The sequence below is a fragment of the Pseudochrobactrum kiredjianiae genome, from assembly GCF_030362795.1.
GTDB lineage: Bacteria > Pseudomonadota > Alphaproteobacteria > Rhizobiales > Rhizobiaceae > Pseudochrobactrum > Pseudochrobactrum kiredjianiae.
The window spans coordinates 17,498-39,085 of the sequence record NZ_JAUCBM010000006.1 but is presented as its reverse complement, the minus strand read 5'-3'; the positions used below and the strand labels follow the sequence as shown (position 1 = coordinate 39,085).

Genomic DNA, 21,588 nt, shown 5'->3' with positions numbered 1-21,588 from the left:
GATACCGATCAGGCATTACCGATCAGAATACCGGCTGCGAGTACCAGTGCGCCGCCGAGCACGACCTGAAACGCTGCACGCATGAACGGCGTTTCCATGAAGCGGTTCTGAATATAGGCAATCGCCCAGAGTTCGATGAAAACAACGATTACGGCGATCGTGGTCGCAGTCCAAAAATCGGTAATCAGGTAAGGCAATGCGTGGCCAAGACCACCAATGGTGGTCATGATACCGCTGGCAAGTCCGCGCTTGACCGGCGAACCGCGGCCAGACAAATGGCCGTCGTCATGTGCGGCCTCAGTGAAACCCATGGAAATACCGGCACCAACAGAAGCCGACATACCAACCAAAAATGTCTGCCAGGTATCCTGTGTGGCAAAGGCGGCAGCAAAAATTGGCGCCAGTGTGGAAACTGAACCATCCATCAGACCTGCAAGACCGGGCTGGATATAGGTCAGGATCATCTGTTTGCGTTCACCGGCGCGTTCCTGATCCTGCACGTCATCCGGTGTCAGCTTTTCTTCCAGATTATGGGCACGCTGCTCATGGTGTTTTTCTTCCAGCGCCAGATCGCCCAGCAATTTGCGTGTTGCCGCATCGGAAACACGTTTGGCGGCTTGCTCATAGAAACGTGCCGCCTGTTCTTCCATCTGCGCCGCCATATTGCGCACTTTGTCGATGCCGAGCGGGCGCACCAGCCAGTCAGGCTTGCGCTCGTAATAACCGCGCACATGTTCACGGCGGATCAGCGGAATGGTCTCACCAAAGCGTTGACGGTGCAGTTCAATCAGCCGTGCACGGTGATTATGTTCTTCCTCTGCCATCGCCTCAAAGATTTTTGCCGATTGCGGGTAGGCCTCGCGCAAGCCGTCTGCATAGCTGAGATAGATGCGGGCATCATCCTCTTCGGACGAAATGGCAAGCGCTAACATTTCCTGCTCTGAGAGACTATCAAAAGACCGGCGGGACGAAGAGAAGAGGGAGGAGAACATGCGTGTTCCTTTTTAGAATTACTCTAAACTGATTAATTTAGAATAATTCTAAAATCAAGTGATTTGTACCTATATAGTAGCCGCTTATTTTGTGAGAATACGTTGCATCAGCACCAGATCAAGCCAGCGATCAAACTTGCGCCCAACCTGCGGGAGCAGTCCTGTTTGGGTGAAACCGTGCTTTTCATGCAGGCGCAGAGATGCGGTATTCTGCGCTTCAATCGCACCAAGCAATACATGAATATTATTGGCGGCGGCGTGCTCCAGCAAAGCCCGCATCAATTGGTCACCGGCACCTTTGCCGCGGGCATGACCGGCGATATAGATGGATAATTCTGCCGTATGTTTATAACATTCGAAAGCGCGGAACGCGCCATAGCTGGCATAGCCGAGAAGCTGATCATCTTCGATCAGCACTAATACCGGAAAACCGGAATTTTGGCGCGACAGCAGCCAATCTGCACGGTTTTGCAGGTCAACTGGCTGGCTGATAAAAACTGCCGTCGTATTGGCAATTGCATCATTATAAATATCAAGAATTGCAGGCAGATGGGTCGTGTCGGCGTGCTGTATGGTCAGCATGATCTGCTTTCATATAAAAATGGCGGATAAGAAAATCTTGTCCGCCACTTTTATGCTGCTTATGAAAAGCGTCAAGAATTTATTTCTGTGTAGATTTAAACTGCAAGCGGCGGGCATGGAGTACCGGCTCGGTATAACCGTTTGGTTGTTCACGACCTTTAAACACCAGCTCACAGGCAGCCTGAAATGCGATAGATGCATTGAAGTCTTTTGCCATCGGCAAATAGGCTGTATCATCCGCATTCTGGGCATCCACGACAGCGGCCATGCGTTTCATGGTTTCCATCACCTGCGCTTCGCTGACAATGCCATGATGCAGCCAGTTAGCGATATGCTGGGCGGAGATACGCAGGGTTGCGCGATCTTCCATCAGGCCGACATTGTTGATGTCCGGTACTTTGGAACAGCCAACGCCCTGATCAATCCAGCGCACCACATAGCCCAGAATACCCTGCGCGTTATTATCGATCTCTGCCTGTACGTCTGAAGGCGCCCAATTGGTATCACGGGCGACAGGAACCGTCAGAATATCTTCAAGCTTGGCTTTTGTGCGCGACTTGAGCTGGTTCTGAACTGCAGCCACATCGATCTTGTGATAATGGGTAGCATGAAGTGTTGCAGCTGTTGGTGAAGGCACCCATGCGGTATTGGCACCGGCTTTCGGATGGGCGATTTTCTGCTCCAGCATTGCCGCCATCAAATCCGGCATTGCCCACATGCCTTTACCGATCTGCGCATGGCCGGTCAGGCCGCAGGCAAGGCCGGTATCCACGTTCCAGTTTTCATAGGCAGCAATCCATGCAGCCTGTTTCATATCGCCTTTACGGATAACAGGGCCTGCTTCCATCGAGGTATGAATTTCATCACCGGTGCGATCAAGGAAGCCGGTATTGATGAAGAAGACACGTTCTTTAGCTGCGCGGATGGCTTCTTTGAGGTTCACCGTCATACGGCGTTCTTCATCCATAATACCCATTTTCAGGGTATTGGTTTTCAAGCCGGCCAATGCTTCAGCGCGGGCGAAAACATCAGAGGCAAAAGCAACTTCTTCCGGACCATGCATTTTCGGCTTAACAATATAAACCGAGCCGGTGCGCGAGTTGAGATGTGTGCCTTTGAGCGTGCCGTCCTGTGTGCCGATATCGTGCAGGGCAATAACAGCGGTGAAAGCCGCATCAAGAATACCTTCCGGAATCTCATTGCCTTTACTGTCCAGAATAGCCGGATTGGTCATCAGGTGACCGACATTGCGGATCAGCAGAATTGAGCGGCCAGGCAGGGTGAGGGCAGAGCCATCCGGTGCGGTATAGCTGCGGTCAGCATTGAGTTTGCGGGTTACTGTTTTGCCCCCCTTGTCAAAACTCTCTGACAGGGTACCTTTGAACAGGCCGAGAATATTGCGATAGGCCAGAACCTTATCGGCTGCGTCAACGGCAGCAACAGAATCTTCGCAGTCCTCAATGGTGCTGAGGGCGGATTCCAGAGTGATGTCGGCAATATGTGCCGGATCAGTTTTACCGATAACATGGCTTGCATCACAACGGATTTCGATATGCAGACCGTTGTTTTTCAGAAGGATAAGGGTAGGGGCAGATGCATCACCCTGATAGCCTGCAAAGCTCTGGCTGTCTTTCAGGCTGAAGGATTTGCCATTGCTGAGGGAGAGCACGAGCTGGCCACCGGCAATTTTGAAACCGGTGACTTCATTCCAGCTACCTTCTGTCAGCGGTGTTGCCTCATCAAGGAATGCTTTAGCCCAGGCGATGACTTTTTCACCGCGAACCGGATTATAGGCTTTGCCTTTTTCTGCGCCATTGTCTTCACTGATCGCATCGGTGCCATAAAGCGCATCATAGAGCGAGCCCCAGCGCGCATTGGCAGCATTCAGGGCATAACGGGCATTCATCACCGGAACAACGAGCTGCGGGCCTGCAAGGCTGGTAATTTCAGTATCAACATTGGCCGTTGATATCTGAAAATCTTCCCCTTCCGGCAGCAGATAGCCGATTTCGCGCAAATAAGCCTGATAATCGGCCATCGAGTAATTGCGGTTAGCTTTGTACCATGCATCGAGTTTGGCCTGCAGGTCATCACGCTTGGCAAGCAAAGCCTTGTTGCGCGGTGCAAGCTCTTTGACCATAGCGGCGAGGCCGTTCCAGAAATTCGCTGCTGTAATACCGGTATCCGGCAGGACTTCTTTTTCAAGAAAACTGCTCAGTTCCTGATCAACCTGCAAACCCGCATGTTCAATACGACCACTCATCACTCGGCTCCCTGTCTGATTTCGGTGTCAACCGGCTTGTTCCTTGCAGCTTAATCTGAACGCGGAGCAAAGGACAAGCACAGTTACGGCTTTGTTTTGTCAAAGCTGTCAATTTGTGTTTACATAATTGTAGACAATAATTAAAGCGACTATTTGTATAAAATGCCGGACAATCCGCATTCCTCACATTTTGCGGCGGGCAATTTTAATGTTTCGAAATTGGCAGGCTGATTTTATTGCCGGATTCACAATTTAGCGCATGAATAGAAATTGACTGATAAACAGTCTGGCTTCACAATACTGACATGTCCTGCTTACATATTGTGACCGGTAAAGCATTGTTTGCTCCGATCCATTTGTCAGGATATGGAAGAATGAAGCGCCTCATTTTATCCACTGGCAGAGACGCAACAGAATACATGCAGGGGACCGGGCAGGGTGAACCGGACTGATCCTCTTTCTCTTGAAGCTGCATCCTGCAACCGCATTGACTGTGATTGCAGGGTGTTCAAAGGAGGTGTTTCTTGAATATTGCCGCAATTGCCGGCAAATTGCCGGCATTGGTACTGAATGCGGATTTTCGTCCGCTCAGCTATTATCCTTTGTCACTGTGGTCGTGGCAGGACGCGATTAAGGCTGTATTTCTCAACCGTGTGAATATTGTTGCGGAATATGATGCGGAGGTCAGTTCTCCGAGTTTTTCCATGCGGCTGCCAAGTGTTATCAGCCTGAAAACCTATATAGCGCCGCCGACCTATCCGGCCTTCACCCGCTTTAATTTATTTCTGCGTGATCGCTTTGAATGTCAGTATTGTGGTGCCCATCATGAGCTGACCTTCGATCATGTGGTGCCGCGGTGCAGTGGCGGGGAGACGACATGGGAGAATGTGGTTGCAGCCTGTTCACCTTGTAATTTGCGCAAGGGCGGTATGATGCCTGCGAAAGCGCAAATGTGGCCGCGACAAAAACCTTATATGCCAAGCGTTTTTGATCTGCATAAGAATGGCAGGCGGTTTCCGCCAAACCATTTGCATGAAAGCTGGATGGATTATTTGTATTGGGATGTGGAACTGGAGCCGTAAATAACAGCTCCGGTTCTTTTTTATTGTCTTACTTACGGGTTTTCAGCGAAGCGCCGTAAAAAGCGATAATGGCCAAAATCAGCGATGCAACGCCGTTCCAACCGGCAAAGGAAATGCCGAGAAAACGACCGGCAGCCACATCACAGGCCGCAGGTTTCACGGCATTCATATCGCCGAGCAGATTGCCTGCGCTGGTGGTGATGGAAACAGCGCCTGTAGCGCAATCGGCAGGACCCGCCCAGAACTTCCATTCCACGCCTGAATGATAGACGGAAAGAATAAGGCCATAGGCCATCAGCAATCCGGCGACAAACAGGAAAAGACGGGTGAGTTTTTCCGACTTGCCGAGCGCAGCCAAAAGGGCGCTGATGAGCATCAGCGGAACACCGATATAATAAGGAATACGTTCTTCAAGGCATAGTTTGCACGGCAGATAACCGCCAATATACTGAAATGCCAGTGCTGTTCCAACGACACCAGCCATGCTAACCGCGAGAAATGCTGAAACAAATGTGTGTTGCGTGCGGATTTGAGACGACATACCGGCTGGAGACACGGGAAAATCCTTGCTTGAAAAAATCAGTTTGAAATCAGCACAGCCATGTTCATGTGGCATAAACATGGCTGGTTTGGTGGTTTCTTATGCGTGAAGATATTTGACGACCATAAATAGCAGAATCAAAATAACAGCAACGGTCGCCGCGATTAAACCGAGGCGCTTTTCAATGAAGTTGCGGATCGGCTCGCCAAAGCGCTGCAGCAGCCATGCCAGCAGGAAAAACCGCGCGCCACGAGTGATAATAGCCGAAAGGATAAACAGCCAGATATTAACGCCTGCAGCACCGGACAAGATTGTGACAACCTTCATTGGCGGCAGATGAGACAGGCCGGACGTGATAAGCAGCAGCAGAATCATATCCGCGCTGGTGCTGCCGCGCATGGCTTCAAAAGTATCGAGCTTGCCGTAAAAATGCAGCACCGGTTTTGCAACGGTTTCATAGGCGTAATGACCGATATACCAGCCGAGAATGCCGCCTAGCACCGACATGACAGTGGCAATTATTGCGTAATGCCAGACTTTTTTCGGACGGGCGATACCCATTGGCACGAATAAAACGTCAGCTGGAATCAGAAAGACCGAGCTTTCAAGAAAAGCGATGACGGCCAGCCAAGCAGCCGCGGATTTGCGGGCTGCAAGGGAAATGGTCCAGTCATAGAGTTTACGCAGCATGGGGATCTCTGTCGGTTATCAGTAATGAAAGCGCAGGCGTAGGCCACATGAAATTTTGCTGCCGTATGTAAAGCGAAAACCTGTGCAGGGCAATGCGCAATGGCATTGTTCTCAATGTTTGAGGCTGTGCAAACGGATGCCTTCTTCAGCCCGTTTTTATGTCTGAATGAATTTTGGTGAAATAATATTGGAACAAATGAGATTTCCCAGTTGACGGCAGGGTGGTTCTCACTATATTTCGGCGCACCAGAGCAGCGCTTCGAAACGAAGTGCCTGCAAATGTGCGGGTGTGGTGGAACTGGTAGACGCGCTGGATTCAAAATCCAGTTCCGAAAGGAGTGTCGGTTCGATTCCGACCACCCGCACCACTTTTATCTTGCCGTTGTATGCTTTTTTGTTGCCAGTTCATGTTGGACGAATATTCCCTCTTGAACGGTATAAAACATCACTTAGTGAATAAATATTATTCTTTAGGGCAGGTAAAAAATTGAAAGCCTATCTCATTAATCTGGATCGTTCACAAGATCGTTTGCAACGTATGTACCAGCAGTTTGAGAAGGCTGGTTTGGCATTTGAACGTGTTGCTGCTGTTGACGGTAAAACATTGAATGATGATGAGGTGGCTCGCATTAAGCGTAATCCTGGTTGGAAAGAGCCTTTAACGCGTAGTGAGCTTGGTTGTTTTCTTAGTCATCGCAAATGTCTGGAGCAAATTGTTCAAAGTGGTGAGCAATATGCGGCTGTTTTTGAAGATGATGTGAGATTTTCCGGCAATGCGAAACAATTCTTTCAATCGGATACATGGATTCCATCTGACGCGGATCTGATTAAGTTGGAAACCCATGGCCGTAAGGTATTAACGGATAAACCTGTGACGGTTGTTGCGGGTCAATATTCAATTGCGAGGCTTCGCAGCCAGAATATTTTATCTGCCGGTTATATTGTTTCTGCAAAATATGCGGCATCGCTGTTGGCGCGTATGAATGATGCAGCGGCACCGGTGGATCATCTCTTATTCACACCGGCTTGTGGCTTCTTCAAGGAAATGAAGCTTTATCAGGTTAGTCCTGTGATCTGTGATCAGGCCGGTCTTGAAAGCACATTAAGCGGTGAGCGGGCAAAAGAGCATCAAAGCCTGCCAGTCTGGAAGAAGGTTGTCAGAGAAATTATCCGGCCTTTCTTGCGGCTGAAAACAGCACTTTGGGGGCTGTATATTAACAAGTTTACATCGCAGCGCTGGGGACCGGTCGAGCCGTTGGTTGAATGAATTAGATTGGCAACATGTGCGATCTAGAGCGGTTTACGTTTATGTTGAATCGCAGTGCTCGCTCTAGGTTCTTTAGTTTGTCGCATTATCCCGACGTCAAGTTTATCCAACTTGACTGTGAAATGCTCTAAGGCTGTAATTTCTCGCTTAAAAAATCCAGAAAGACTCTAACCTTTGGCGCGAGATATTGGCGGGAAGGGTAGAAGGCGTAGACACCGGTTTCCATCTGTTGCCAGTCATCCAGTGCTGTCGCTAACCTGCCTGCAGCAATATCCTGTTCCACATAGCTGACTGGTATCAGGCTCAGTCCGAAACCGGCACAGAGTGCATCTCTGACAGCTAAGCTTGACGAAACGAGATAGCGGCCAGTGACCGACACACGCTCTGTTCGCTCCCCTTTGCGAAACTCCCATTCATGGACATGGTCGGACAGGCTGTAGCGGATACAGTTGTGATGACGCAGATCAGCCGGTTTCTGCGGTTTGCCATATTCCTCAAAATAAGACGGTGCAGCGCAGAGTACGTGATGCAATGCGCTCACTCTGCGGCTGATAAGGCTTGAGTTCTTCAAACTATCGCTGCCCTTAATGGCGATATCATAACCGTCGCGCACAATATCGATCTGCCGGTCATCAAGATTGAGATCGAGCGTAATTTCAGGATAGCGCTCCAGAAATTCCGGAATAAAACGTGACAGGCTGATGATTGTCATGGTCAGAGGTGCGGTGACGCGCAATAGGCCGGATGGCTGATTATGATGCGGTGTTAATGAGCGATCAGCATCTTCAAGCTGGTTCAGCACCGGCGTGATTTGCTCAAAATATAACGTGCCTGCCTCAGTGAGGCTCATGCGTCTGGTGGTACGGTTGAAGAGCCTGACTTTAAGATGCGCTTCGAGCTCGCTGATACTTTTGCCGACAGCCGCTGCTGTCAATCCGGTCGCGCGGGCGGTTTCTGCAAAACTGCCGAGTTCAACTGTCTTGCGAAACATGCGTAATGCACTGAGCTGATCCATAAACAGACATCCTATTATAAACTTTTAGTAGGCAATTTAGCGCAAATATCATGCATTATCATCTGTTATTCTTGCAATTATGTTGACCTGTACCGGCATTATGAAGCGAACGGAGACAGGACATGACATCAATGCGCACAGATTTGCTGCTGACAGCGCTGGCACCGGCGATCTGGGGCAGCACCTATATTGTAACCACACAGATGTTGCCTGCAGACTATCCGATGACTGTGGCGATGCTGCGTGCGTTGCCTGCAGGATTATTGCTGTTACTCCTTGTCCGGCAATTACCGCAGGGAATCTGGTGGTTGCGGGTCTTTATACTCGGTGCCCTGAACTTCTCTTTCTTCTGGGCGATGTTATTTGTCGCCGCTTACCGGTTGCCAGGCGGTGTTGCTGCCACTGTGGGGGCTGTACAGCCGCTGATCGTGGTTTTTCTCGCCAGTGCAGTCCTGCGTACCCGTTTGCGTGCTATGGCGGTGATTGCGGCGCTCACAGGGATTGTCGGTGTAGCCTTGCTGGTTCTCAAGCCGAATGGTGTGCTGGATCAGACGGGAATTCTGGCCGCCTTGGCGGGGGCATTTTCAATGGCTGCGGGTACAGTGCTGAGCCGCTACTGGCAGCCGCCGGTTGCGCCGCTGACTTTTACCGCATGGCAGCTGACAGCTGGTGGGTTATTGCTGGTGCCGGTAGCTTTCTGGTCAGAACCTGCTTTGCCGGTGCTGACCCTGACAAACTGGCTCGGTTTTATCTATCTCGGCCTGATCGGTGGTGCGCTGACCTATCTGTTATGGTTCCGCGGACTGGCACGCCTTGAACCTTCCGTTGCCGCATCTCTTGGTTTTCTGAGCCCGCTGACTGCCGTTATTCTTGGCTGGGCTTTGCTCAACCAGCAACTCAATGGTTTGCAAATGGCGGGTATGCTGATCGTGCTGATCAGCGTCTGGCTCGGGCAACGGGTGCAGGCACGCTGAACGGCTTTTAACGAGTTGCCGGTTTGAGGCGGTTTTTGAGTTTATGCATCATGAGACGTAACCGGTCATAGCGGTTCAGCTGGCGGATGATCTGATTGACAGAGGACTGGCTTTGCTCTGTCAGACCCAGAATGATCGTGCCGAAGTTCTCGCGCTCATGAAACAGGCGAGACATAACCGGATGATCGGGAATAGCACAGGAGTCTGTGAGGCGCAGTGACGGGTTATCCAGATGGTTTTTTAGGACTTCAATCATCAGCAGCACGCCCGGAGAGTAGGCCTTCAGCGTTTCATCATAGGTCGTTTTCCATGTCCATGCCTGATCACCACTGATAAAGACGACAAGACTGGCGATGGTTTTATCATCGAGTTTCAATGTGTGTATCTGCACAAGCTTTTTGCGTGCGAAAGCATGGAGAGTCTGACGGGCAAATTCTGCATCCTGATGTCTGGTCAGAAAAGCAGTACCGGCAGCACCTTTCCAGCCCGTGGCCTCTAATGTCAGGAAGTCTTCAAGCGCCGGTATGATCGCAGCCTCGTCCGTTGCAATTTGATGTTCTAACTTGCCGGTCTCAGACAGACGGCGCCAGAGCCTGCGATATTCGCGTCGATGGTTTTTACCGATCGCATTGGTGAGATAGGTTTCAGCATCTGTTCCATTCAGGAGTACCGGACGCGCCTGTTGACGGATAATCTGTAAGGGCAGTTTTTTACGCTGCGCCAGATCATTCAGTGCTTGTGCAAAAGGAGCGCCAAGATTGATATCGGGCAAAAGCAGCGTATCCGGTAATCCGTGTCTCAATAGTTCACTGAGCACGGTCTCGAGAGTTTGCGGCAGGGTATGAGCATTAATGAGCGGCGTGCCCTGCGTGGCATATAGATTGCTCCAGCTATAAATCGTTTTACGCAAGCCCAGACCCGCTCTAGTGATCTGAAAGGGCATCAGGAAGTCAGGTGAGGCTCTATCTGTTACGATCAGCCCGCAGGTCTCTGTCGCAAAATGCTCCAGTGCAGGGCGCAGGAAATCGGGATGATTGAAGATGTTTTGCTCTGCCGGTGGGGCAAGTTGCAAGGTTTTCAGATAGTCTATGGCTTCCGCTTTGCGATAAAGATGCAGCATGGACGATCCTTATCCTGACGCTTTGGCTGATGGGCAAAAGACGAACATTGTGATCCCCAAATATTTACGCACTGCATAAGAAAGCGTGGCGGCTTCCGTTGCCATTGCACATACCGTTGCAATCGCCGCTCCGCTCAAGCCCAGCAGCGGGATCAGCGTCAGATTGAGACTGACATTTACAACCAGAGCCAAGGCATACAGCAGGGCGCAGATATTCTGATTGCCGGACATGGAGAGCAAACTCTCACAAGGGCCAACACTGGCACGGGCAATCACGCCGAAAATCAGAATGAACAACAGCGGATAGCCTTGCGTGAATTCATGGCCGAACAGCGCCAGCAGCGGCCAGCCACCTGCAAGCAGCAGCAATCCCAGTAAGAGGGTTGGCCAGAATGTCCAGCGGGCGGAATTGCGTGCAAAATCCTGAAAGGCTTGCGTATCACCGCTATGCAGCAATTGAGAATAGCGCTGAGCGACACTGGATTTGACTGCAAAATAAACGAAATGCGCCAGCGCCAGCACTTTGGTGACAGCAAAATACAGTGCCACACTATCCGGTTCCATCATTCGGCCAACCATTAGCACATCAATATTGATGAGCAGAAAGAAGAAGCCTTCGATGAGGAAGATCGGCAGGGAAACCCGTATCCATTCCCGAAGATGGTAGTGTGAGGCGCCTTTGGGCAGAACTCTGGAGATACGATTGCGCAAAAAGATTTGCTGCCCGATCACTGTGAGGCTTGTACCGGAAAAAGCGGCAATCAGTGCCGTTGTGGCCTGTGCTTCCCATCCGGTGAGCAGGAGAAGAACAAAGATCAGCAGCATCATCAGCGGCCGCAAAACATAGCCGGGGCTGAGAGCCGATAGAATCCAGCCTTGCGAGCGCGCAGTGCCGTCTGAAATATTGCCCAGCGCAATGGCCGGAATACAAAGAACACCAATCAGGAAGGCCGGCCAGTAATAGGGTTCGAATTCTGTGCTCAGACTATTAAGCACCAGTATCGCAATCAGCGTAATAATACTGGCACTGATGAGGGCAAAGACGGGACCGGTGCGCAGAATACCACGCGCGTCATCAGTCTGATGTTTTTGCAGATATTGCGGTACATAGCGGATGATTGTGGTGTGAAAACCAAAGCAGGCAAGATCACCCAGTATTAGCGTAACCGTCCAGACAAGGACATAGATACCAAACTCAAAGCTGCCCATAAGACGCGCAAGCACCACTTGAGAGAGCAAGGCCAAAGCCGCACCGGCAATGCGGATTGCAAAGGCAATCAGGGATGAGCGTTTGGCTTGTGCCTGCTCATCATCACCGGAGAATAAGCCCTCAGCGCGCAACAGAAACGGGCGCAATTGCGCTGCAAGCCTTGCAGGCAGCATTTTTTCAGCCAGTGATGTGATCTGAAATTTTGCAGGCAATGTGTTTTCCGGAAATGCTTTACTATGCAGATACTGTCGCACAGAATAGTTTAAAAGTCAGTCTATGTGCTTGCCACAAAAGAAAACACCGCCTGTGATGAACAGGCGGTGTTTTCTATTCGTTGGTCTTATCGCTTAAGCAAAAGCGCCGTGGCAATGTTTGAACTTCTTGCCGGAGCCGCAAGGACAGGCTTCATTACGGGCAATACGACCCCATGTGGACGGATCAGCCGGATTGCGGTCGGCAGGATCAACAAAACGATCGCTGTCTACCAGACGAGGGCCTTCGCTGAACTCATCCTCACCGGTTGTGCCATCAATATGATGCGCATGCATTTCCGGCAGTTCCGGCTGTGGTTCTTCACGCATGATTTCGACGCGCATCAGCTGCGATGTCACAACTTCACGCAGGTTGGAAAGCATTGCCTGAAACAGCTCAAAGCCTTCGGTCTTATATTCGTTCAGCGGATCGCGCTGGGCATAACCACGGAAGCCAACCACGGAACGCAAATGGTCGAGGTTGACCAGATGCTCACGCCACAGATTGTCCAGTGACTGCAGAATAACGGATTTCTGCACATAGGCCATGATCTGCGGACCAAAACGCTCTGCGCGGTCTGCTGCGGCTTTATCTGCTGCTTCCTTGATGCGCTCTTCGATCTGTTCTTCAGCAATGCCTTCTTCAGCAGCCCAGAGATCGACCGGCAGATCAAGATTGAGGACTTTTAGAACCTCTTCTTTGAGCTCCGGAACGCGCCACTGTTCAGCATAGGCATTTTCAGGAATATGGGCACGTACCATATCCTCGATCACTTCATGGCGCATTTCATCGACCGTCTCGGTCAGATCTTCAGCATCCATCATTTCCAGACGCTGGTCGAAGATCACCTTACGCTGATCATTCATCACATCGTCATATTTGAGCAGGTTTTTGCGGATTTCAAAGTTGCGGGCTTCGACTTTTTTCTGAGCCTTTTCCAGCGCTTTGTTGATCCACGGATGCACAATAGCTTCGTCTTCTTTGAGACCGAGTTTTTGGAGCATACTGTCCATACGGTCAGAGCCAAAAATGCGCATCAGATCATCCTGCAAAGACAGGAAGAACTTCGATTTGCCCGGATCGCCCTGACGGCCGGAACGACCGCGCAGCTGATTGTCGATACGGCGGCTTTCATGACGTTCAGTCGCCAGAACATAAAGACCACCGGCAGCCAGTGCCTGTTCTTTCTTTTTGGCGATATCGGCTTTCAGTTCTTTAATTTTGGCATCGCGCTCAGGACCGGCAGGCACGTCAGCCAGCTCGACCTGTGTACGCATTTCCAAGTTACCGCCGAGCTGAATATCGGTACCGCGACCGGCCATATTGGTCGCAATCGTAATTGCACCCGGTACACCGGCCTGCGCCACGATATAGGCTTCCTGCTCGTGATAACGGGCATTCAGAACCTGAATATCTTTTACGCCGTCTTTTTTCAGACGTTCTGCAAGCAGCTCGGATTTTTCGATCGATGTGGTACCAACCAGTACCGGCTGGCCCTTTTCATGGGCTTCACGGATATCGCGGATGATCGCTTTATATTTTTCATCAACGGTGCGGTAAACTTCATCATCCGCATCAATACGGGCAACCGGCAGGTTGGTCGGAATGATTGCAACATCAAGACCATAAATATTGCCGAATTCTTCCGCTTCCGTTGCCGCAGTACCAGTCATACCGGCCAGTTTTTTATACATACGGAAATAGTTCTGGAATGTGATCGAGGCCAGTGTCTGGTTTTCAGGCTGGATCGTGACCTTTTCTTTGGCTTCCAGTGCCTGATGCAGACCTTCCGAATAACGGCGACCCGGCATCATACGACCGGTGAACTCGTCGATGATGACCAGTTCATCATTGCGAACGATGTAATCCTTGTCGAGCTGGAACAGCTTATGGGCGCGCAGGGCATTGTTGAGGTGGTGAACAACTGCCACATTCTCAATATCGTAAAGGCTTTCACCTTTCAGATGACCGGCAGCTTCAAGCAGTTTTTCGATTTTTTCAGTGCCGACTTCGGTGAAGATCGCGGTCTTCTGCTTTTCATCAACTTCGTAGTCTTCCGGCAGCAATTGCGGAATGAAGGTATCGATCAGCGAATAGAAGTCTGAGCGGTCTTCCAGCGGGCCGGAAATGATCAGCGGTGTACGGGCTTCGTCAATAAGGATCGAATCAACTTCATCGACGATGGCGTAGTTATGTTCACGCTGCACCATCTGGGCGCGTTCATATTTCATATTATCGCGCAGATAATCGAAGCCGAGTTCGTTATTGGTTGCGTAGGTGATATCGCAGGCATAGGCCTCACGGCGCTGGTCGTCATCAAGGCCATGCGCAATCACACCCACAGTCAGGCCGAGATAGTTATACAACACGCCCATGGTCTGCGCGTCACGGGTGGCGAGATAGTCGTTGACGGTAACGACATGCACGCCCTTACCTTCGATCGCGTTGAGGTAAACCGGCAGGGTTGCCATCAGGGTTTTACCTTCACCGGTGCGCATTTCCGCGATGGAGCGGTCATGCAGCACCATGCCACCGATCAGCTGCACATCAAACGGGCGCATGCCGAGAGCACGTTTTGCGGCTTCACGCACAGTGGCGAAAGCATCAGGAAGAATGTCATCCAGCGTCTTGCCGTTTTTGAGCAGGGCGCGGAACTCATCCGTTTTCGCCTGCAGTTGGGCATCGCTCAGCGCTTCATATTGTTTCTCAAGCGCAGTGATCGCTGCTGCGCGAGGACGAAGACCTTTGATACGACGCTCATTGGATGAGCCGAAAACCATACGGGCGAGACCGCCAAAGCTGACCATTGCTGGTCCTTTCTTAAATCTTCAGCCAATTGTCGCCGCCTGAGCGGCGCTCTGACATCGGCTTTATTTGTTTATGCGAGACTTATGGCAAGAAAACACGCTGTCGAAAAGACATTTCGCGTAATTTCTCTCTGGCAGCTCTATGGACGCAAAGCCGATGGACAGATAAGAGGGGAGGGCGGCGATGTCAATGATTTGACGACAGCGATAGGTCTTTGCAATGCGATTATATATGCATAATAAAGAGAGTTATTGCTGCTGAGATAGATATACTGTGCAGAAAATTGCCATATCGCCTTAAAACGCTTCTGCTTTATCACATATACACTGAAGCAGCAAAATTCTGCCTTATTCTTGGGACGGTACTTCGTCCCCGAAGGAGAAATCACTGATGACCCGTACCCGTAAAGTCCTGATTCAACTGGCAACCGGCTTGCTTTTGTCTACTGCTGCAACCGGTGCCTATGCACAGGACGCCGCTGCAAAGACTGAAGCAGCGAAACCGGCGGAAAAAGCTGACCCGACAAAAGTTCTTGCCACTGTGAACGGCGTTAAGCTGACACAGGGTGAAGTTGATCAGGCGTCAAGCGATCTGGACCCGCAATTCTCCCGTTTGCCGGATGATCAGCGTCGTCTTGCTGCACTCGCCGCTCTGGTTGATATCAAAGTTCTGGCTGCAGCCGCTAAAACCGACAAGCTGGACGATAGTGCAGATTTCAAACAGCGCATTGAGTTCCTGAAAGACCGCGCGCTGCATAATGAATATTTCCAGACTGCAATCGTCGACAAGATTTCGGATGCAGAAGTTCGTGGTCGTTACGACAAGGAAATCGCAGCAATGCCTGCGAAGAACGAAGTGCGTGCGCGTCATATTCTCGTAAAAACTGAAGACGAAGCCAAGGCGATTATCAAAAAGCTTGAAGGCGGCGCTAAGTTTGAAGATCTGGCCAAGGAAAGCTCGACTGACGGTTCTGCTTCGCAGGGCGGTGATCTCGGCTATTTCGGCGAAGGCATGATGGTGCCTGAATTTGAAAAAGCGGCTTTCGCATTGGAAGTCGGCGGATACACTAAAGAGCCTGTTAAATCGCAGTTCGGCTATCACATCATCAAGCTGGAAGATAAGCGCCAGCAGCAGCCACCTGCATTTGATGAAGTGAAAGAACAGGTTCGTTCGATCCTCATTCGCGAAAAATATATCGAAATGGTCAAGAAGCTGCGTGACGGTTCGAAAATCACTTATGAAGACGAAGCTGTTGCCAAAGCGATGAAAGAAGCCGCTGACGCACAGGATGCAGCCGCAAAAACAGCGGAATAAGACTTCTCATTTTGTAAAGTCAGCAATGCCAATTTGGCTAGTTTACTATATAGATTGATAAAATTGATCACCTGCCCTGATTATTTCGGGCAGGTGATTGCATTTTAAGCCTAACCATCATTTATTGACTGCGACCTGAGGTGAAATGGCGGGTGATTTGTGGTGCGGATTGCATTTCAACAAACGCTGTGATGCGCTGTTTTATATCGGGTTAAGCCCGTTCGTATTCAGCCACATTTTCCTGATGTAAAACTCATCCCGGTTTTATCGGCCAGTTTTACCGGAAATGCTTTTATTTTTTTGAGGCACGCATGTCTTCGACAGTTTCTCCGCTCGCACCAAAACATTATCCTGCCATGCCGGTGATTACCGGTGTGCGAATGGCCACAGCCGAAACGGGGATTAAATATAAAAACCGGACAGATGTGCTGATGATGGTGTTTGACCAGCCTGCATCGGTTGCCGGTGTTTTTACCCGCTCTAAATGCCCGTCAGCGCCGGTGGATTTTTGCCGTGAGAGTCTGAAGCACGGCACAGCCAAAGCTGTGATCGTGAATTCCGGTAATGCCAATGCTTTTACTGGTAAAAAGGGGCGCGAAACCACAGAAGCGACAGCCAAAGCTGCTTGCGAAGCGCTGGGCTGTGAATCCCATGAAATCTTTCTCGCTTCAACTGGTGTGATCGGTGAACCGCTGGATGCCGGTAAGTTTTCGCATCTGTTCGGCGATATGAACGCGCGTGCTGATAATGATGGCTGGCTGGAAGCAGCCAAAGCGATCATGACCACGGATACTTATCCGAAAGTGGCAACGGAAACTGTGTTGCTCGGCAGCGTTCCGGTCACGATTAACGGTATTGCCAAAGGTGCGGGTATGATTGCGCCTGACATGGCGACAATGCTGTCCTTTGTTGTGACGGATGCACCGATTGCTTCTGATGTGCTGCAAGCCATGTTGTCCAAAGCGGTGGATTCCAGCTTCAATGCGGTGACCGTAGACAGTGACACGTCCACTTCCGATACGCTGATGTTGTTTGCCACCGGTACAGCCGCTGAGCGCGGTGCGGTTGCAGTCACTGCATTGAATGATGAGCGTCTGGTGGAATTTGACCGTGGTTTGCGCAAGCTTTTGAAGAATCTGGCACTGCAAGTGGTGCGTGATGGTGAAGGCGCGCGCAAAATGCTGGAAATCACCGTTAAAGGTGCGGTTTCCGATGTATCTGCCAAGCGCATTGGCCTGTCGATTGCCAATTCTCCGCTGGTAAAAACCGCTGCTGCCGGTGAAGATGCCAATTGGGGGCGCGTGGTGATGGCCGTTGGTAAGGCGGGTGAACCTGCCGACCGTGATCGTCTGGCGATCAGCTTTGGCGGTATTCGTGTAGCGGTCGATGGCGAACGCGATCCTGATTATTCGGAAGCTGCTGCTTCTGACTATATGAAGGGTGAGGATATCCTCATCACGGTTGAACTTGGGATGGGGGAAGGAACGGCGACTGTCTGGACCTGTGACCTGACCAAGGAATATGTGGCTATTAACGGTGATTACCGGTCGTGATGTCTGAAATTCGTCAGTTTGAAGAGCTTGGTTTTCGCGCATGGCCCGCAGCGCAGGTCACGCATTTCGGTGACTGGGCTGTTCAACTGACGCCCTATTATCCTTCAAAACGTGGCAATTCCGTCAATTTATTGAATTCGTCCGATGATGCGGATCTGGTGCAGCGGGTGGAAGCCTGTGAAGCGCTGTTTACAGCGCAAGGCAAACAGCCGGTTTTCCGGCTGACACCGCTCGCACCACCTGCCTTGGCTGATTATCTGAGCGCGCGCGGTTATACGACCGCGGGCGGATCATCGGTCATGACCTGTGATTTGCGCGATAATGCCTTTTTGAAAGCTCCGCAGCCACGACTGCCGTTGCTGCTGGTGCATTTTCGCGACGATCAGGAGATCGGCTATAGCCGGATATCTGGTGCGTTTCATAACCGGCCTGAACCGCAGATCGAAGGGTTGGCCAAAGTATTAAGCTCAATTCAGCCTCAGAAATATGTCATTGCCGGATTTTCCGGTGCTGAACCTGCGGCAACACTGCTGTGTGTGAGCGAGAACGGCTATACCGGTTTGCTGGATTTGTGTATTGGTGAAACGTTCAGACGCCGCGGTTTTGCAAAAGCGCTGGTACTGAATGAGATGGCGCAGGCCTTATCCCGCGGAGATCACTGGTTCTGGTTGCAGGTGGAAACAGCCAATCATGCAGCACGGGCTTTGTATCAGGGATTAGGTTTCTCCACTGTCTATGATTATATTTATTATTGCAGATAGGTAGAGTTTGATGACTGAAGGCAAAAAGATTGTGCTGGTAGCAGCCTGTGCGCTGATTGATGCGGATGGCCGTATTTTGCTGGCACAACGGCCTGAAGGCAAAAATCTGGCCGGTCTTTGGGAGTTTCCGGGCGGCAAGGTTGAAAGCGGCGAAACGCCGGAAGATGCGCTGATCCGTGAATTGCAGGAAGAACTGGGCATCATCACCAAACATGCCTGCCTCGCACCGCTGACCTTTGCCAGCTATGCTTATGAAAAATTTCATCTGCTGATGCCGCTTTATATCTGTCGTCGCTATGAGGGGATTGCCCGCTCGATGGAAGGGCAGGCACTGAAATGGGTGCGCCCTCAAGATCTGCGCTCTTATCCGATGCCGCCTGCCGATGAGCCACTGATCCCTTTCCTGATGGATCTTCTGTAAAATCCGGACAGAAGCTTTATAGATACGGGCAGTTTTTGTATTTTTCGGGCAATTTTTACGTTCACGTTAATGGATGATTCACCGTCATAGCGCATGGTAGCTTTATCGCGCCGGAGTATGACGATGAGTAGTAACCGCAGTGAGTATCAGTCGGAATTTCTGACAGACTTTTTTAAAGATGATGAAGATGCAAAAGCTGGCTTTCAGTCGGTTGCAAAAAGCGGATTTGTTCGCTGCATCCTGCTGTTCGGCTCTGCCGTTGTGGCGCTGACGCTTGTTATCGTGCCGGTGCTAAGTCAAAAAGCCAATAAGCAGACTGCACAATCATTATTTCCGGCAGGCGTGGATATGATGTCTACCGGCTCTATTCAGCGCGGCGCAACTGACAAATCCTATATTGAGCGCAAAAGCCTGCTGCAATCCTCGCCGGAATCAGTATGCGTGATTGGCCGTGACGGCACCCAGCAGGGTGATTGCTGATTAGAGCATAATTCTTAAAAATTGGATCAGTTTAAGGTGAAATTATGCTCTAATTTTAAAGTGTTAGAGCGACCTTTGTGTGCCAAGTCTGGCACACGGCGCTCTAATCTTTTGATTTCTTTTCCGTTTCAAGCAGAGCTTCCGCAAGGGAAGCTTTGGCCGATCCTGGTTTCAGGGGTTGCTGCTGTGAGGCATGAGGCGCCCAGCCGGACATCCAGATGAATGAGAATGTCGCACGGATACGCCCGTCTGGATCGCTGAAGCGTTCTGCATAGATTTCCGCAGCCCGCATAAAGAGGCGGCGGCTAACCGGTTTGCGGGAGCGACCGGTCAGGCTGTTGCTCATGCCCATAGCGCGAATATCTGCCATCAATGCCAACATATTGTCATAACGCACAGTGACATTCTCAATGTCGGTGACAGGCAGGGCATAACCGGCTCGCTGCAACAGAGCACCGCCATCGCGCACATCTGCAAAAGGTGCCACGCGCGGGCTGACCCCGCCGGTGAGTTCAGATTCCGCCTGCAACAGCGATTCACGCAATTCGCCGAGCGTCCCCGCACCCACCATACAACCGAGAAACAAGCCGTCAGGTTTCAGCGCCTGTTTGATCTGCATCATCAGACCCGGTGTGTCATTGGTAAATTGCAGCGACAGCAATGAGATAATCAAATCCGCACTCTGTGGTTCAAGCGGCAGATATTCTGTGCTGTCCTGTGATTGATATTCAACCGTCTCAATCACTTCTGCTTTGCCGGACTGTTGCAAAGAGAGGCTCAGAGAGGATGTATAGGGATTGAGGATAACAGCACGGGTAAATTGGCGTTCAACAGTTGAGAGCCGGTCTTCCAAATCCTGCACAGCGCGTTCCAGCAAGAAATCCGCACCACTGATATTGCGGCGCATTGCCCGCTTCAGGCGCATTTGCAGCAATGCATTGTCGAAGATGGTGTTTGGTGAGGTCTCTGTTGCTGACATTTTCTCGCATCCCGCTATCGGCACCGCTCAAAATCAGAGATTTCTCTGGACTGGAGTGATGCATCTGGCATGGTGCTGTAAATGCGTTCAATCGGGGGCGAATGCAATGGGGGAATTACCGCTTTCTCATGAAACTGTTGTGAGGCGGGGACATTGGGCGTGGTTGCTGAGCTATGCAGGCGCTGGTTTGAAAGCGCTGCCGGACCGGATCTTTCCAGCCCTTTGTGAAGGATGCGACAGTCCTGTTTCACAAAACGGCACATTGTGCGGAGCTTGCTGGGGTGCGGTGTGTTTTTTGGAAGCACCACTTTGTCCGGTGATGGGCACGCCCTTTACCCATGATTTTGGTGCGCATTTTTTGTCTGGCGAGGCGATTGCCGATCCGCCGCCTTTCCGGCGCCTGCGTTCAGTTGCCTGTCATGACGGCTCGGCACGTCATGCCGGTATTTCACTGAAATATTATGACCGGCTTGATTTGGCGCCGTGGATGGCAGGCTGGATGCAACGGGCAGGGCAGGAATTGCTGCGCGATTGTGATGTGATCATTCCGGTGCCGTTGCATCGCAAACGCCTGTGGAAGCGCCGTTATAATCAGGCTGCAGAACTGGCGCGGGCTTTGGCGAAGCTCAGCGGCAAGACCTATGATCCGTCTGCATTGCAACGCATTAAAGATACACGCCAGCAGGCAGAACTCAGCCAGTCCGAACGGTTGCGCAATGTGGCGGGGGCGTTTCATGTTTCTGAGAAATATCGAAGCAGAGTACGTGGGCGCACTGTATTGCTGATTGATGATGTTTATACCACCGGCGCAACGGTTAAGGCCGCATGCCGGGCTTTGCGCAAAGCAGGGGCTGGTAGCGTGGATGTGCTGACTTTTGGGCGGGTGCTGCCTGATGGGATGAGATAATTATGCTTTCTCTATGACAACAAAGCGAACGCCGGTGCTTGGATGATGGTGCAGGCATGGTTATATAGAGGTAACAAAATCAGGAGACTCTTGAAGATGAATGTTGAAATTTATACCCGTGACGGCTGTGGCTACTGTGTTCGTGCGAAAAAGCTGCTTGACGAACGTGCGCCCGGCTACACGGAGTTCAATGCGAGTGTTGATCCGAAATATCGCGAAGAAATGATGACACGCTCCGGTGGTACAACATTCCCGCAGGTTTTTATCGGTGATGTGCATGTCGGTGGTTGTGATGATCTTTATGCGCTGGAACGTGCAGGAAAGCTGGTTACGCTGCTTGAAACCGGTAAAGCAGACTGATCTATAAGGCATAAAGG

At 51.0% G+C, this 21,588-nt stretch carries 20 protein-coding genes and 1 tRNA gene; 11 read left to right on the top strand and 10 right to left on the bottom strand.

All coding sequences use genetic code 11. The features are described from left to right. Window positions 1-8: 8 nt before the first annotated feature. The 3 genes from mbfA to QUF18_RS12870 form a co-directional block, all read right to left on the bottom strand. Entirely contained in the window at window positions 9-992 is a 984-nt protein-coding gene (gene mbfA, locus QUF18_RS12880; RefSeq protein ID WP_289387596.1) for an iron exporter MbfA, read from the bottom strand. 84 nt (window positions 993-1,076) lie between these two features. Then, window positions 1,077-1,574 (bottom strand): GNAT family N-acetyltransferase, encoded by a 498-nt coding sequence (locus tag QUF18_RS12875; RefSeq protein ID WP_374807073.1) that lies wholly within the window; start codon window positions 1,572-1,574, stop codon window positions 1,077-1,079. A gap of 79 nt (window positions 1,575-1,653) precedes the next feature. Next, the gene (locus tag QUF18_RS12870) at window positions 1,654-3,837 is read right to left on the bottom strand and encodes a malate synthase G (RefSeq protein ID WP_289387594.1); all 2,184 of its coding nucleotides are present in this window, start codon (window positions 3,835-3,837) and stop codon (window positions 1,654-1,656) included. A 524-nt stretch (window positions 3,838-4,361) separates the two neighbouring features. Here QUF18_RS12870 and QUF18_RS12865 point away from each other — a divergent pair. Further along, entirely contained in the window at window positions 4,362-4,919 is a 558-nt protein-coding gene (locus QUF18_RS12865; protein WP_289387592.1) for an HNH endonuclease, read from the top strand. 28 nt (window positions 4,920-4,947) lie between these two features. Here the strand turns inward: QUF18_RS12865 and QUF18_RS12860 are convergent, their stop codons facing one another. Continuing rightward, the gene (locus QUF18_RS12860; protein WP_353074516.1) at window positions 4,948-5,475 is read right to left on the bottom strand and encodes a disulfide bond formation protein B; all 528 of its coding nucleotides are present in this window, start codon (window positions 5,473-5,475) and stop codon (window positions 4,948-4,950) included. A gap of 84 nt (window positions 5,476-5,559) precedes the next feature. Further along, window positions 5,560-6,150, bottom strand: coding sequence for a YqaA family protein (locus tag QUF18_RS12855; RefSeq protein WP_289387590.1), 591 nt, complete (start codon window positions 6,148-6,150; stop codon window positions 5,560-5,562). Window positions 6,151-6,433: 283 nt separating this feature from the next. On the opposite strand from QUF18_RS12855, the gene QUF18_RS12850 reads away from it, so the two are divergent. Beyond that, window positions 6,434-6,518, top strand: a tRNA-Leu gene (locus tag QUF18_RS12850). Window positions 6,519-6,637: 119 nt separating this feature from the next. Then, a complete protein-coding gene (locus tag QUF18_RS12845) occupies window positions 6,638-7,417 on the top strand; it encodes a glycosyltransferase family 25 protein (protein ID WP_289387589.1) in 780 nt (259 codons plus the stop codon). Window positions 7,418-7,544: 127 nt separating this feature from the next. On the opposite strand, the gene QUF18_RS12840 is transcribed toward QUF18_RS12845, so the two are convergent. Beyond that, the gene (locus QUF18_RS12840) at window positions 7,545-8,432 is read right to left on the bottom strand and encodes a LysR family transcriptional regulator (RefSeq protein WP_289387587.1); all 888 of its coding nucleotides are present in this window, start codon (window positions 8,430-8,432) and stop codon (window positions 7,545-7,547) included. Between the two features lie 122 nt (window positions 8,433-8,554). On the opposite strand from QUF18_RS12840, the gene QUF18_RS12835 reads away from it, so the two are divergent. Further along, entirely contained in the window at window positions 8,555-9,406 is an 852-nt protein-coding gene (locus QUF18_RS12835; RefSeq protein WP_289387586.1) for an EamA family transporter, read from the top strand. Window positions 9,407-9,413: 7 nt separating this feature from the next. Here the strand turns inward: QUF18_RS12835 and QUF18_RS12830 are convergent, their stop codons facing one another. The 3 genes from QUF18_RS12830 to secA form a co-directional block, all read right to left on the bottom strand. After that, window positions 9,414-10,526 (bottom strand): GNAT family N-acetyltransferase, encoded by a 1,113-nt coding sequence (locus QUF18_RS12830; protein WP_289387584.1) that lies wholly within the window; start codon window positions 10,524-10,526, stop codon window positions 9,414-9,416. A gap of 9 nt (window positions 10,527-10,535) precedes the next feature. Next, complete coding sequence (locus QUF18_RS12825) at window positions 10,536-11,948, bottom strand: lipopolysaccharide biosynthesis protein (RefSeq protein WP_289387582.1); 1,413 nt, start codon at window positions 11,946-11,948, stop codon at window positions 10,536-10,538. A gap of 135 nt (window positions 11,949-12,083) precedes the next feature. Continuing rightward, window positions 12,084-14,795 (bottom strand): preprotein translocase subunit SecA, encoded by a 2,712-nt coding sequence (gene secA / locus QUF18_RS12820; protein ID WP_289387580.1) that lies wholly within the window; start codon window positions 14,793-14,795, stop codon window positions 12,084-12,086. 391 nt (window positions 14,796-15,186) lie between these two features. Here secA and QUF18_RS12815 point away from each other — a divergent pair, with 391 nt between their 5' ends. The 5 genes from QUF18_RS12815 (at window position 15,187) to QUF18_RS12795 (ending at window position 19,325) form a co-directional block, all read left to right on the top strand. Continuing rightward, a complete protein-coding gene (locus tag QUF18_RS12815) occupies window positions 15,187-16,110 on the top strand; it encodes a peptidylprolyl isomerase (RefSeq protein ID WP_289387578.1) in 924 nt (307 codons plus the stop codon). Window positions 16,111-16,421: 311 nt separating this feature from the next. Further along, window positions 16,422-17,663 (top strand): bifunctional glutamate N-acetyltransferase/amino-acid acetyltransferase ArgJ, encoded by a 1,242-nt coding sequence (gene argJ, locus QUF18_RS12810; RefSeq protein WP_289387576.1) that lies wholly within the window; start codon window positions 16,422-16,424, stop codon window positions 17,661-17,663. Further along, complete coding sequence (locus tag QUF18_RS12805; RefSeq protein ID WP_289387574.1) at window positions 17,663-18,424, top strand: GNAT family N-acetyltransferase; 762 nt, start codon at window positions 17,663-17,665, stop codon at window positions 18,422-18,424. Before argJ ends, QUF18_RS12805 begins: the two co-directional genes overlap by 1 nt. 10 nt (window positions 18,425-18,434) lie before the next feature. After that, entirely contained in the window at window positions 18,435-18,845 is a 411-nt protein-coding gene (gene mutT / locus QUF18_RS12800) for an 8-oxo-dGTP diphosphatase MutT (RefSeq protein ID WP_289387573.1), read from the top strand. Between the two features lie 123 nt (window positions 18,846-18,968). Next, entirely contained in the window at window positions 18,969-19,325 is a 357-nt protein-coding gene (locus QUF18_RS12795; protein WP_289387572.1) for a hypothetical protein, read from the top strand. Between the two features lie 103 nt (window positions 19,326-19,428). Here the strand turns inward: QUF18_RS12795 and QUF18_RS12790 are convergent, their stop codons facing one another. Beyond that, window positions 19,429-20,304, bottom strand: a complete 876-nt coding sequence (locus QUF18_RS12790) for a methyltransferase domain-containing protein (protein WP_289387571.1) — start codon at window positions 20,302-20,304, stop codon at window positions 19,429-19,431. Between the two features lie 106 nt (window positions 20,305-20,410). On the opposite strand from QUF18_RS12790, the gene QUF18_RS12785 reads away from it, so the two are divergent. Continuing rightward, on the top strand, window positions 20,411-21,211 hold the full coding sequence (locus QUF18_RS12785; RefSeq protein WP_289387570.1) for a ComF family protein: 801 nt from the start codon (window positions 20,411-20,413) through the stop codon (window positions 21,209-21,211). A 96-nt stretch (window positions 21,212-21,307) separates the two neighbouring features. Next, window positions 21,308-21,571, top strand: coding sequence for a glutaredoxin 3 (gene grxC / locus QUF18_RS12780; RefSeq protein ID WP_289387568.1), 264 nt, complete (start codon window positions 21,308-21,310; stop codon window positions 21,569-21,571). Window positions 21,572-21,588 lie beyond the last annotated feature (17 nt).